This is a genomic window from Caballeronia grimmiae (assembly GCF_000698555.1).
In the GTDB taxonomy this organism is placed as follows: domain Bacteria; phylum Pseudomonadota; class Gammaproteobacteria; order Burkholderiales; family Burkholderiaceae; genus Caballeronia; species Caballeronia grimmiae.
In genome coordinates this window covers 1-13464 of record NZ_JFHE01000070.1, presented here as the reverse complement: position 1 = coordinate 13464, position 13464 = coordinate 1, and the positions used below count along the sequence as shown (strand labels likewise).

Here is a 13464-nt window from a genome sequence, read left to right as displayed (position 1 = left end):
CGGACAGCGCGACGGATTTCTTCGGTTTGAACGTGCCGCCGTTCGGTTTGCTGTTGTCTGCTTCGCTCATTCGATTCGTCTCCGGAACTTGAGTCATTTCTTCGCCGCGAAGAGCTTATCAAGCTTGTCTTCGTAGGCGTGATAGCCGAGATACTGGTAGAGATCGGCGCGCGTCTGCATCGTTTCGACGGCGGCCTTTTGCGTGCCGTCGCGCATCACGGTTTCATAGAAGTTCAGCGCGGCCGCATTCATCGCACGATACGCCCCGCAGCAATAGAGCGCGATATCGACGCCGCCATCCCGCAGTTCATCGATCGTGAAGAGCGGCGTCGAACCGAACTCCGTCAGATTGGCGAGAATCGGCACGCGCACGGCGGACTTGAAGCGGCGGTAATCGTCGAGCGAGATCATCGCTTCAGGGAAGATCATGTCCGCGCCGGCTTCGACGTAAGCCATCGCGCGCTCGATCGCCGCATCGATGCCCTCGGAAGCGGCGGCATCCGTGCGCGCCATGATGACGAAATTATCGTCGGTGCGCGCATCCACCGCTGCTTTCAGGCGATCCACCATCTCCGCCATCGGCACCACTTCCTTGCCCGGACGATGCCCGCAGCGCTTCTGCCCGACCTGGTCTTCGATATGCACCGCCGCCACGCCCGCCTTGATGCACGACCGGACGGTGCGTGCGATGTTGAACGCGCCACCCCAGCCGGTGTCGATATCGACGAGCAGCGGCAGGTTCGTCGCATCGGTGATGCGGCGCGCGTCGGTCAGCACATCGTCCATCGTGCTGATGCCGAGGTCCGGCATGCCAAGCGAGTTCGCGGCCACGCCGCCGCCCGACAGATAGAGCGCCTGAAAGCCGACCGCTTCGGCCATCTTCGCCGCGTAGGCGGTAATCGCGCCGACCACTTGCAGCGGCGGATTCGTTTCGACGGCGGCGCGGAATGCCGCGCCGGGGCTCGCCTGTTCGCGATGTTGCTTGATCAATTTCTCTCTCCTTCTACTCGATGCCTTCGACACACAGCTTCGTCAGGCACAGATCGGGCGCGCCGACCATGCATCCCGACACGAGGTCGAAGCGCAGGCCATGCGCGGGACATTGCAGGATGCGTCCATCGAGACGGCCATTGGCAAGCGATGCGCCGTTGTGCGGACACGCGTTGTCGATTGCGTGAATCACGCCTTCGATGTTGAACAGCACGACGCTGCGTCCATCGACGAATGCGAGCTTGCGAGAGCCGGGCGCGACGTCGCGCGCGTGAGCGATGGGAATGGTTCGCGTCATGGCCGCTTCCTTCAGCTTCGCCAGGAATCCAATGCGCCGGATGGCGTGTGCCCGTCCATCCAGTCGTACGGCTCGCGGGTGCAGCCCCACGCCCATGTCCGCACCGGCGTAGCCGGCGATGCCTTGACAGGCGTGCCGGATGACGCAGCCGGTTTTTGTTCGGCGGCGTCGACGTCAGCGTTGATGGTGAGTTCAGACATTCGTGCTTCTCCTGATGGTTATGCGTAACGATGATGCGATGGTTCGAGACACAGTTCGGCGATCAATTCTTCGGCGAGCGGCCACTCGCCGTATCCCGAAGCGGGATTCAGATGACCGGCCGCGCCGATATCGACGAAGCGGCTGCCCCATGCCTGCGCCAGTTCCGCGACGCGCCCGATGCTCGCCAGCGGATCGTTGCTACTCGCGGCGACGATGCTCGGGAAGCCCAAGCGCATGCGCGGAACGGGCAGCCAGCCGTGCTGCCGAAGCAGGTCCGGCGTGGGATATCCGTCCGGCAGCGGCACGTCGAAATCGGGCGGCGTGGCGAGCAGCGCGCCGCGAATCCGTCGCTGATGCTGCGGATGACGCTGCGCCCAATGCGCGGCGATCATCACGCCTGCGCTGTGCGCGACGAGCACCACCGGGCCGTCGATCCTGGCGAAGGCGGCATCGAGCGCGGCGACGCGGGCTGCGCAGTCGAGCTTGCCGTGCGTGAGCGGCGGCACCGAGTACGCGTTCGGCAGCCGGCGCTCCAGCAGCGTCTGCCAGTGATCGTCGACGTAATCGCGCAGACCCGGAACGATGAGAATCGTGGGAGTCGAAGTCATGGTCATGTCCGATTGCTCGCAGGTGATGCTCATTTCGTCGCCGCCGCGCCGCGCAGTGCGTCGATGCGGTCCAGGTCGCGCGCGTATCTCGATCTGCCGACGGCGAACGCCAGCATCGCCGGGATACTCACGAGCGGAACGATTTGCAGCGCGCCCAGCAGACCGATGCGATCGGCGATCGCCCCGGTGACGATCGGGCCGGGCGCGAGACCGAGCAGATTGTTGGCGAGCGTGAGCGTCGCGAAGGCGGAAGCGTGAATCGCTGCCGGCGTCAGGTTGGCCACCATCGCGCCGGCCGGCCCGGACGTGCCCGCCACGACGAGAATCCCCGCGCCGAGCAACACGAGCTGCATCGCGCCGGCATCCAGACGAAAGCCGATGGACAGCAACACCGCCGAGCTAAGGCAATACGCGATCGCCGTCATCCACTTGCGCGAGGGCGCATTCCGGCAAAGGCGGTCCGTCACGACGCCGCACACGACCATGCCGACGCCGCCCAGCAGCACGAACACCGCAGCGCCCGCGGCGGCCTTATCGGCGGGCAGCGCGTAATAGCGATTGAGGAAGCTCGGCATCCACGCGATCACCGCGCCCATGATGAAGAGTTGCAAGCCGCTGCCGAGATAGGCGCAGACCACCGAGACCGTCGAGAACAGGCCGGCGAGCAGCGCACGCAGGCTCGTTCGCATGCCGCTCGCCTGCCGCTTCGTGGACGGCGCATCGGGAAAGCGCGCGGCGATGCGTTTGTCCGACACGACGAACAGGTAGGCGGTCACCAGCACGAACCCGAAGCACGCCATCGCGCCGAACGAGGCCCGCCAACCCAGATGCACCGCGACGAAGCCGCCCAGCGCCATGCCGAGCACGGAACCGAACGCGCCGCCCGCCATGAATGCGCCGGTCAGTGTCGAACGCAGGTGCGCCGGAAAGATGCTGAGAATCAGCGCGATGCCCACGCTTCCATACGCCGCCTCGCCGAGACCCACGAGCGCGCGCGCCAGCAGCATTTCGCCGTAGTTCGTGGCGATCGCGCAGCCGAGCGTTGCGAGACTCCAGAGCGTCGCCATCAGAATGAGGCTGCGCACGCGGCCCCAGCGATCTGCGAGCACGGAGAACGGGAACGTCAGGAGTCCGACCATTAATGCAACGACGCCGCTCAATGAGCCGAGTTGCGTGTCGGACAGACCCCACGCGTGCTTGAGCAGCGGAAACACGGCGTTCAGCACTTGCCGCGACATGTAGTCCGATAGCAGCAGGCCGAAGGTCAATGCGAACACCACCCACGCGTACTTGCGCGAGGCGGCCGTGACGGCGCGGACGCCGCCCGTTTGCTGCTCGATGCAATGGATATCCAAGATTGTCTCCTCCGATGTCCGGCGCGAGTCTTTGTCATGCGTTGAACGCAGCGACCCTTTGTTGTGTGCGCCTCGGACGGTTCATTCAACGATGCGGGCGATGCCCGCATCACCGGTTTCAGGCCGCGCGCAGCGGAAGATTGACCTGACCGGCGCTGCGGTTCGGCGACATGCCGTTCGCGGCCAGCGTCTGATCGACGGTTTCGTACTGCACGCCGATGCGATAGATCGCGCGGGCTTCCTTGCCCGTGGCGATCTCGCGTCCCAGTTCGCGGGCGACGCGCACGCACTGCTCGATCTGCTGCACCGACGTCATGCGATTGCCGTGCTGATCGATGATCGTGTCTTCGATGCCGCAGCGCGGATGCAGGCCCATCGACATCGCCATCATGTTGAACGGCAGCACGTTCTTCAGCAGCGATTCGGCGGTCAGCGTGCAACCGTCCGGCGCACGGTGAACGAAGTTGAAGAAGTTGAACGGGTTAGGGCCGTCGAAGCCGCCGCCGATGCCGATCCACGTGAGATTCAGCGGTCCCTTGTAGACGCCCTTGCGCACGAGTCGCTCGAGCGTTTCGAGCGCATGGATGCCGGTGAGCTGGAAGTGCGGCTGAATGTTCGCCGCCTGAAGGCGCTTCAGATGCTCCTCGACCCACGCCGGGCCCGCTGGCACGGTCATTTCACTGTAGGCCGCCTGATACATCGGATGCGCGAGCGACGTGCCTTCCAGATACGCCGGATACAGCAGCTCCATGATGTTCATTTGCGTCGTGTTGATCGCGACCGTCACCTGATCGGGCTTCGGATCGAGTTCGGCGAGCATGTGACGCGTATCGTCGGACAGCCACTTGGCCGCCTGACCGTCGTCTTCCGGCGCGAACGATATCGAGCCGCCGACCTGAATGATCATGTCCGGCGCCGCTTCGCGCACTCCGGCGATGAGTTCGTTGAACTTGGACAGGCGCTTGGAACCCTTGCCGTCGAGTTCACGCACATGCAGATGCAGGACGGTCGCGCCCGCGTTGTAGCAGTCGACCGCTTTCTGAATCTGCTCGTCCATCGTCACCGGAATGTCTTCCGGAAAGTCGGACGGCATCCACTCCGGGCCATATGGCGCGACCGTGATCACGACCTTGTCCTGGTTCTCGGGGTGCAGGGAATCGTCGAGGAATTGCATGTGTTGCTCCAGCGTCAATGAATGAGAGAGTCGGATAGTCGATGCGATGCGAGGGCGGGTTTCGAATCAATAAGGTACGTCGCCGATGATTCCTGCGCGCTCCATCTTCCGATGGCAGGGCGGATAGTCCATCACCGCGTAGTGCTGCGTGCTGCGGTTGTCCCATATCGCGATGCTGTTCTTCTTCCAGCGCCAGCGGACCTGATATTCGGGGATGTACGCCTGGCTGATCAGATAGCTCAGCAACTGGCTCGCACCGGGATTCGCGTCCTGGCCGAAGCGCACGCGCTCGGGCGTGTGGTAATTCGTGAAGTGCGTCGTGAAGGCGTTGACGAAGAGCGTCTTTTCGCCGGTCTCGGGGTGCGTGCGTACGACCGGATGCTCGGCATCGGGAAACTGAGCCTTCAGTGCGTGGCGCTTTTCGATGGGCATGGCCGCGCCGAAGCTGGCTTCGATGCTGTGGCGCGCGCGTAGGTCGGCGATCTGCGTCTTGATGTGCGCCGGCAGATTCTCGTAAGCGAGGACCATGTTCGCCCAGATTGTGTCGCCGCCGACGGGCGGGCACTCGATGCAACGCAGCACGCAACCGAACGGCGGCGCGGCACGCCAGGTGGCATCCGTATGCCACGCGTTCTCATAGCGGTCGTTCGGCTGTTCGAGGTTCTTGTAGATCCGCACGAGCCCCGGATGCTCCGGATCGCTGCCCGCGACCGGATGATCTTCCAGTTCGCCGAAGCGTCGCGCGAACGCGACGTGGTCGGCGCGTGTGATGTCCTGATCGCGCAGAAACAGCACGCGATGCGCGAGCAGCGCGGCGCGGATGTCGGCAAAGAGGCCGTCGTCGTGAATCGCATCGGCGAGACTGACGCCGGTGAGTTCGGCTCCGATGGAGCAGGTAAGTGGTTCGACGCGCATCTGTGTCTCCTTACACGACGAAAATGGATGAGCCGGTGGTCTTGCGCGACTCGAGATCGCGATGCGCCTGCGCGGCATCCTGCAACGCATAACGCTGATTGATCTCGATGCGGATGCGCCCGCTGGCCACGTGTCCGAAGAGTTCGCTTGCGAGCTCGTGCTTCTCGGCGGGATCGGCGATGTAGTCCGCGAGCGCCGGGCGAGTGAGATACAGCGAGCCTTTCATCGCGAGCAACTGCGGATTGAACGGCGGAACCGGACCCGATGCCGTGCCGACGCAGACCATCAGGCCGCGGCGCTTCAGCGAATCGAGCGATGCGTCGAAGGTGTCCTTGCCGACACTGTCGAACACGACGTCCACGCCCGCGCCATCGGTCAGTTCGCGCACTCGTTTGGCGACGTCTTCGCGGCTGTAGTCGATGACATGCGCGCAGCCGTGAGCGCGTGCAAGCTCGGCCTTCGCTTCGCTCGACACCGTGCCGATCACCGTGACGCCGAGCAGCCGCGCCCATTGCGACACGATCAGCCCGACGCCGCCGGCGGCCGCATGGAGCAGGACCGAATCGCCTGCCTTGAACGCGTGAATGCGGCGCATCAGATACGACGCGGTGAGGCCGCGCATGGTCATCGCGGCGGCGGTCGCGCATTCGATATCGCCCGGCAGCCGGATCAGCGCGGCAGCAGGCGCGAGACGTTCGGTGCTGTATGCGCCGAGCGTATTGACGAACCCGGTGTAGGTCACGCGGTCGCCCACGCGCACGCTGTCGACGCCTTCGCCGAGCGCCTGCACGACGCCTGCGGCTTCGACGCCCATGCCCGCGGGCAGCGGCACGGGATACAGTCCCGAGCGAAAGTAGGTATCCGCGAAGTTGAGGCCCACGGCCTCGTGACGCAGCCGCACCTGGCCGGGGCCGGGCTTGCCGACTGCGACTTCTTCCCATTGCAGAACTTCAGGGCCGCCTGTTTCGTGGAAGCGAATTGCATGTGCCATCGTTGTGTCTCCGTTCAGTCTGTTCAATCTGTCGATGCGCGCGGGCCGTATGCGCCGCTCGCCATGTCGTTTCTCGTGACATCGTTTGAGAGGCCGGCTGAGTTGAATCGCCAGTCGATTTCGGCCCAGTCCGCATAGCTCAGGTAACGCCGTGCCGCCGGCAGGATTACGCCCTGTTCGCGGCCCATCCATTCGTGGACGATGCGCGCATAGGCGTCGAGCGTCGCTTCGAAAAGCCCGGGCTTCAGTGAGTCCTGCGAGTCTCGTCCGATCATTCGTGCGAGTTCTTGGAGCATCTCGTCATCGCGCTGATGCAGTCGGTCGAGTTCGGCCAGTTCGGCGTTCACGCGCGATGTCCGCTTGCGAAGGCGCTTGAAGGTCGCAGCCTTCTGCTTCGTGTGCACGCCGCCCGCCGATAGCCGGTTCATGCTGCGGACGATTTCGTGCATCGTTTCAGCCGAGGGAAGCTCGCCGCGATTCCGTTCCACGCGCATCGTGTCGAGACAGTCGTGCAGCGTGTCGGCGAGCATGCGATGCGCGTGCAGCAGCGCGCGGATCGAAGCCGCCACGGCGGGGCGCTGGTCTGTTGCGCAAGAAAGCACGGCCGGACGCAGCGCGTCGCGTTGACGATGGTTTGCCGCGATGCTGCCGGTTCCTGTCGTGTTCGCGCTCGTGCAGATGAGATCGCAGCCGTGCCGCTCGGCTTGCGCGATCATCGCGTCGAACGATTCATCACTCGCGACGATCATCGACGTGCACGGAACGCCCTGCGCGCGAGCGCCGGCTTCGGCACGTGCGAGCCATTCGCGAGCGCGTTCGTCGGTTTGCCAGCGCGGCGCGCCGATGTCGCCGCCAGTAGGCGCTACATGCAGGAAGGTGATGCGTGCGCCGATCGCATGGGCGAATTCGGTGGCATGACCGATCGCTTCGATGCGCGCGTCGGTGTCGCCGACAGGGACGAGCAGATGCTGGTACATGGTTATGCGCTGTGGGACGATGCGTGAATTCATGCTTTGCATCCTAGTTGAGCGCGATCCGGCGCGACCCTCTCACGGCGGGAGGGGTTGACGCCTCCCATCCATTCGAACGATGCTGTGTTCGATCGGACCCCTCTTCGTGCATTGGCTTCCATGACAAGCGATGCGGCGCCCCTGACGACCGAACTGGTCCTGAAGACCATTGCGCCGCGCGCGCCGCTGAATCTGCTTGCGCGGCGCAGATTGAGCGCCGATGCCGCGCCTTATCGCGACCGTCAGATCACCCTCGTTCAGGCGCCGGCGGGCTACGGCAAGACCTCGTTGCTCGCGCAATGGCGACGCGAATTTCTGGCGCGCGGGTCCGCCGTGGCCTGGCTTCTCGCCGACGAACGCGATGACGCCGGGCGGCTCTTGCGCGCGCTCGTGCAGGCCGTCAAAACCGGCTGCGCGCGCTCGGGTTTCGGCGCGCTACTGCTCGACGGCGCCCTCGCGTCTGAGGGGACGCTGGATGGCGCAACCGCATGGCTTGCGGAAATCGCGGTGCTGTCGATGGACGTGGTGCTCATCATCGACGAGGCCGAGCGGCTGCCGCCCGCCGGCGCTGAATTGCTCACCTATCTGCTGCATAACGCGCCGCAGAATCTGCGTGTGGTCGTCGCCGGGCGAAGCGGACTCGAAGCGCCGATGGCCGATCTGCTGCTCTATGGAGAGGCCACGCTCGTCGGTCCCGATGCGTTGCGTTTTCGGCTCGACGAAACAATCGCGCTGATTGGCAACCGATTCGGCGCACAGATGGATGCCGACGCCTGCGCGCGTCTCTATGAAGCGACGGATGGATGGCCGCTCGGATTGCAGCTCGCGGTGGCCGCGATGACGCGCGCCACGGACGCCCGGCAGGCGGTGGAGACCATCGCGTCCGGGCCGGGGGGACTGGGCGAGCATCTCGTCGGCGCGTTGATCGCGGATTTATCGCCGCAAGACGAGGCGTTTCTGACGCGCATCAGCGTGGTCGACATGCTGCATCCGGACCTGTGCGAGGCGCTGACCGAATGCACCGAAACGCCGGCCCGGCTTGCGCGCCTCGTGCGTGAGACGCCCGTTTTCATCACCGTCGAAGACAGCGCGTGGTGCCGCCTTCATACGCTCGTGCGCGATGCATTGCGCACGCGTTTCGCGCAGATGCCCGCCAGCGAGCGCCAGGCGCTGCATGCTCGCGCAATGCGATGGTTCGTCGGGCGCGGCATGATCGAAGAGGCCGCGCGCCACGCGCACGCGGCGGGCGAGCACGAGACGGCCTACGAACTCGCCGAGCGCAGCCTCGACGAAGCGGTGCGTCAGGGCCATCTGAGCCTCGTGCTCGACTGGCTGGAGCTGATCCCGAAGCCCGAGCTGGAACGGCGTCCGCGCTTGCGGCTGGCTGCCGCGTGGGCGCTCGCGCTTGGGCAGCGCCACGACGAGGCCCAGCGTCAGGTCGAGCAGATCCTGACCGGCCCTGCCGTCGACGTAAAGCTGCGCTACGAGTGCGCGCTGATTCTGAGCGCAGCCGCCTATTTCGCCGATGAACCCGATCGCTTTTTGGCGCTCTTCGAGCCGTGGGCCGAATCGCCGCCCGAAGGAGGAGGCTGGCTCGCGCAGGGTCATGCGAACCGTCTGGCGGCCCGCGCGATGATGCTCGGCGAGCCGGCCCAGGCGCGCCGCGCGCAGCAACGCCCGCGGTCCGCCGACGACGGCGAAGGCGTCGAGTTTCTGATGCGATGGGGCGGATACATCACCGGGTCGAGCTATCTATGGGAAGGGCAGATGGCGCTCGCCGAAGACGTGCTGAGGCCCGCGCTCGCGAGCGTCGAGGCCCGGCACGGCCGGCGGCATCCGATGACCTGCATCTTCGCGGCGGCGTGTGCGGACATCGCCTACGAGGACGACCGGCTCGACGAAGCGGCGGCGCTTCTGTCGAACCGCATGGACGTGCTCGAACGCGCCGGAACGCCGGATGCCGTCATCCTTGCCTATCACACGGCCGCGCGGCTCGCCGTGGTGCGCGGCGGCGAACATCGCGCGCTCGACATGCTCGAAGCAATGCACGCGCTCGGCGTGAGCCGGCGTCAGCCGCGCCTTTGCATCGCGAGTCTCGCGGAACAGGTCCGCATGCACGCGGGCCGCTATCGCATCGAGACGTGTCAGGCGCTGGTGCGCCGGATCGACGATATCGTCGCGCACGAAGGCGGCCGCGGGCCGGTGTGGCGAACTTCGGTCGCGCTGTTGCAGCGGCTCGCGCACGCGGACGCCGCGCTCGCCGCACGGAACTGGCAGCAGGCGCGCGAAGCACTCGAAGCGGCGGCGCAGCAGGCCGGCGAGATGAAAATGGGCCGATGCCGCATTGAAATCCTCGCGCTACGAGCGTTCGCGCTGCACGAAGAGGGCGCGGACGGCGCGGCGCTGCTGCGCGAAGCAATGAATCTCGCGCAGACTTTCCGCCTGCGCCGCACCCTCGTCGATGCTCATCCTTCGCTCGCGGACTGGGCGCGGCGCATGGACGATGCCTCGTCGCCCGATGACATCGGCAGGACGCCCGCCGCGTATCCGAACACGAGGCCGCCGCCGCGAGAGACGAATGGACCGCGCGCCGTGCCGAGCGTCGTGCTGACGCCGAAAGAGCGCGAGATCCTCGAACTGCTCGCGCGCAATCTGACGAACAAGGAGATCGCGCGTGCGGGGATGATCGGCGAAGGCACGGTCAAGTGGCATCTGAAGAACCTGTTCGGCAAGCTCGACGCCAGCTCGCGCAAACATGCCGTGCGGCGCGCTGTCGTTCTCGGATTGCTCGAAGGCACGCAATGACCGCGTGCCGGACGTCTGCTGACTAATCCACCTTTCCCCTCCCGCCGCGAGAGGGGCCGCCCGTGTGGTGCTTCCGTATTCTTGCTGCATGACTTCACGTGATCGTGGAGCGACCCATCCGGCGATGACTTTCTGGTCCGCTTCCCCGATGCGCGATTGACCGGCTCCATCACTGCTGCCACCCCGGCACGCGTGCAAGCCAGAACGATATGGATACCTCATGAAACGAAATATTCCATGCCTTGCCGCACTGCTCGCGTGTTCCGGCGCCGCATCCGCGCAAGGCTCCGTCACGCTTTACGGCGTGGTCGATGCCGGCTTGCTCTACCAGAGCACGGCTGCGGCTTCCTTCGCGCCGAACGCGCCCAATCTCGGCAAGGTGTATCGCTACAAGGACGGCGGTATCTACGCGAGTTTCTGGGGCCTCAAGGGCAGCGAAGACCTGGGCGGCGGCTACAAGCTCAACTTCCGCCTGCAGGGCAGCTTCGATACCGGCACCGGCCGGTCCGGCCTCTCCGACACGCCCGGCGTCCCCGCGTCATTCAATCAGTTCGCGACGATCGGCCTCACCGGTCCGTTCGGCACCTTCAACGCGGGCCGCCAGATCGTGCCGATGATCTACGCGATGTTCGACACCGATGTGCGCGGCGCGCAGTACTTCGGCAGCATTCTGACCGCGTGGCTCGGCATGAATCAGGTGGCGGGCTGGAGCGGCACGAGCACGAACGCCGCGATCGGCGCGCTGTACGACAGCAATGCGCTCGTCTACGAGTCGCCGAAGTTCTACGGGGCGTCCGTCGCGCTCGAATATGCACCGGGCGGCGTCCCGGGCCAGTTCAAGGGCGGCACGCGCGAATCCGCTGTCCTCAAGTATTCGAACTATGGCCTCAACCTGTCCGCGGTCTATTACAACGGACACGACACGAGCCCCTTGCCCGGCGTCGCGCCCACGGGCCTGAACAACAACCGCTTCATGTACTTCGGCGCGATGTACACGTTCCGCGATTTCTCCGTCTCGGGCTCGTATAGCCGGGGCAAGAATCCGGCCAACACCGGCCGCGCGGACTACGACCTCTATGCGGCCGGCCTCGGCTACCGCTTTAGCCCGGTGCTCAAAGTCACCTCGGGGTTCTACTACCTGAAGGACAACAACAACTCGACGAACCATTCGAGCGAAGTCGCGGTCGGCACTGAATACAGCCTGTCGAAGCGCACGCTCACCTATGCGCAAGTCGGCTACGTCGACAACCACGGAACGATGAACCAGACCATCGTCTATGGACAGCCCGTCGCGCCGGGTAAATCGACGACCGCGGCCATGGTCGGCGTGCGCCACAACTTCTGACGGGAGCAATCCGTGCGAAAAATGAAACCGAATGTCTATCGATGTGCGGCCCTGATCGTCGTTCTGACGATGGGCGCAATGATTCAGGCAACCGAAGCAAGTGCGGCGGCGAGCACGCCTTCAGTCGCGTCGGCCGCCAGCGCGCCTGTTGCCACCAGAACGCAGAACCGCGCGCTGCGCAGGAGCGTCTATGCCGCCTTCGCAAAAGACAAGGCGATCGACGCAGGCGATATCGGCGTCAGCGCGAAAGACGGCGACATCACGCTGACCGGCACGGTTGGTGACGCGGCGCATATCGGCAAGGCCGCCGAACTGGCGAGCGGCGTGCCCGGCGTCAGGTCGGTCACGAACAAGCTGACGGTCAAGCGGCCTTTCGGGCAATGAGCGGCGGTCCCATGCAACAGATCACGGAAACACACATGAATCAGCAGATGTTCGAAGCGGCTCCATCGGCGTATGCGTACCCTTTGCTCATCAAGCATCTTCTGCATACGCCGATGGCTCACGCGCCCGATCAGGAAATCGTGTATCGCGGAACGACACGCCTCACCTATCGCGGCATGCAGGAACGCATCGCACGGCTCGCCAATGGCCTCACGCGCCACGGCGCGACGATGGGCAGCACCATCGCGGTGATGGACTGGGACAGCCATCGCTATCTGGAATGTTATTTCGCTATCCCGATGATGGGCGCGGTGCTTCAGACGGTCAACGTGCGGCTCTCGCCTGCGGAGATCGCCTATACGATCAACCATGCGGGCGCGCACATCCTGCTCGTGCATAGCGACTTTCTGCCCGTCGTCGAATCGATACGCGATCAGCTCGAATCGGTGCGCGCCGTCATTCTGATCGACGACGAGCGCGACGAAGCGTACGCGCACATCATCCCGTTCGCCGACGAATATGAAGCCATGCTCGCCGCGAGCGAGCCCGCCTACGACTTCCCGGATTTCGACGAGAACACCCGCGCCACGACGTTCTATACGACCGGCACGACCGGCTTGCCGAAGGGCGTCTACTTCTCGCACCGGCAACTCGTGCTGCACACGATCACCGGCATGGCTGCGCTCGCAAGCCCAGCATCAGGGCAACGCTTTCATCGCGGCGACGTCTACATGCCCATCACGCCGATGTTCCATGTGCACGCATGGGGCATGCCGTACATTGCGACGATGCTCGGCGTGAAGCAGGTCTACCCCGGCCGCTATGTGCCCGAACGCCTGATCGAACTGGTGCGCGACGAAGGCGTCACATTCTCGCATTGTGTCGGCACCATCCTGCACATGCTGCTCGGTTGCCGTGACGGGAAGAGCGTCGATTTGAGCCGATGGAAGGTCGTCATCGGAGGCGGCGCGCTGCTGCATGGACTGGCGCGCGCCGCGCTCGAGCGGGGCATCGACATTTTCGCGGGCTATGGCATGTCCGAAACCTGCCCGCTGCTCAGCCTCGCGCAACTGCAGCCGGGCAGCGAGGAACTCGATATCGAGGAGCAAGTGGCGCTCCGTTGCAAGACCGGTCTGCCGATACCGCTCGTCGATCTGCGCATCGTGAACGAGGATGGCGCCGATGTCGTGTACGACGGACGCGCGAGCGGCGAGATCGTCGTGCGTGCGCCGTGGCTTACGCAAGGGTATCTGAAGAATCCAGAGGCATCGGCGGCGCTCTGGGACGGCGGCTATCTGCATACGCAGGACATCGGAAGCATCGACAGGAACGGTTATCTGCAAATCACCGACCGCATCAAGGACGTGATCAAGTCGGGCGGCGAGTGG

13 protein-coding genes are annotated in these 13464 nt (G+C 64.9%); 4 read left to right on the top strand and 9 right to left on the bottom strand.

From position 1 onward, the window contains the following. Positions 1–93 precede the first annotated feature (93 nt). From prpB to BG57_RS29675, 9 genes are all read right to left on the bottom strand, one after another. Positions 94–990, bottom strand: coding sequence for a methylisocitrate lyase (gene prpB / locus BG57_RS29710; protein WP_371875853.1), 897 nt, complete (start codon positions 988–990; stop codon positions 94–96). Between the two features lie 13 nt (positions 991–1003). After that, positions 1004–1288 carry a Rieske (2Fe-2S) protein gene (locus tag BG57_RS29705; protein WP_035970683.1) on the bottom strand — a complete coding sequence of 95 codons (285 nt, stop codon included), beginning with the start codon at positions 1286–1288 and terminating at the stop codon, positions 1004–1006. Between the two features lie 11 nt (positions 1289–1299). Next, positions 1300–1488: a hypothetical protein gene (locus tag BG57_RS32840; protein ID WP_152562748.1), complete on the bottom strand. Its 189-nt coding sequence runs from the start codon at positions 1486–1488 to the stop codon at positions 1300–1302. Positions 1489–1506: 18 nt separating this feature from the next. After that, on the bottom strand, positions 1507–2103 hold the full coding sequence (locus tag BG57_RS29700) for an RBBP9/YdeN family alpha/beta hydrolase (RefSeq protein WP_035970682.1): 597 nt from the start codon (positions 2101–2103) through the stop codon (positions 1507–1509). Positions 2104–2126: 23 nt separating this feature from the next. After that, positions 2127–3446 carry an MFS transporter gene (locus BG57_RS29695; RefSeq protein ID WP_052006088.1) on the bottom strand — a complete coding sequence of 440 codons (1320 nt, stop codon included), beginning with the start codon at positions 3444–3446 and terminating at the stop codon, positions 2127–2129. 124 nt (positions 3447–3570) lie between these two features. Beyond that, on the bottom strand, positions 3571–4626 hold the full coding sequence (locus BG57_RS29690) for a beta-keto acid cleavage family enzyme (RefSeq protein ID WP_035970675.1): 1056 nt from the start codon (positions 4624–4626) through the stop codon (positions 3571–3573). Positions 4627–4692: 66 nt separating this feature from the next. Continuing rightward, complete coding sequence (locus BG57_RS29685; protein ID WP_035970673.1) at positions 4693–5541, bottom strand: TauD/TfdA dioxygenase family protein; 849 nt, start codon at positions 5539–5541, stop codon at positions 4693–4695. 10 nt (positions 5542–5551) lie between these two features. Next, positions 5552–6532 (bottom strand): quinone oxidoreductase family protein, encoded by a 981-nt coding sequence (locus BG57_RS29680; protein ID WP_035970671.1) that lies wholly within the window; start codon positions 6530–6532, stop codon positions 5552–5554. 23 nt (positions 6533–6555) lie between these two features. Then, complete coding sequence (locus BG57_RS29675) at positions 6556–7542, bottom strand: universal stress protein (protein ID WP_160174772.1); 987 nt, start codon at positions 7540–7542, stop codon at positions 6556–6558. 120 nt (positions 7543–7662) lie between these two features. On the opposite strand from BG57_RS29675, the gene BG57_RS29670 reads away from it, so the two are divergent. From BG57_RS29670 to BG57_RS29655, 4 genes are all read left to right on the top strand, one after another. Further along, the gene (locus BG57_RS29670; RefSeq protein WP_035970669.1) at positions 7663–10347 is read left to right on the top strand and encodes a winged helix-turn-helix domain-containing protein; all 2685 of its coding nucleotides are present in this window, start codon (positions 7663–7665) and stop codon (positions 10345–10347) included. Between the two features lie 220 nt (positions 10348–10567). Next, the gene (locus BG57_RS29665; protein WP_035970668.1) at positions 10568–11692 is read left to right on the top strand and encodes a porin; all 1125 of its coding nucleotides are present in this window, start codon (positions 10568–10570) and stop codon (positions 11690–11692) included. A gap of 21 nt (positions 11693–11713) precedes the next feature. After that, positions 11714–12076 (top strand): BON domain-containing protein, encoded by a 363-nt coding sequence (locus tag BG57_RS29660; RefSeq protein ID WP_081851035.1) that lies wholly within the window; start codon positions 11714–11716, stop codon positions 12074–12076. 35 nt (positions 12077–12111) lie between these two features. Next, positions 12112–13464: long-chain-fatty-acid--CoA ligase (locus BG57_RS29655; protein ID WP_035970678.1), on the top strand; the 1353-nt coding region annotated here is incomplete at its 3' end.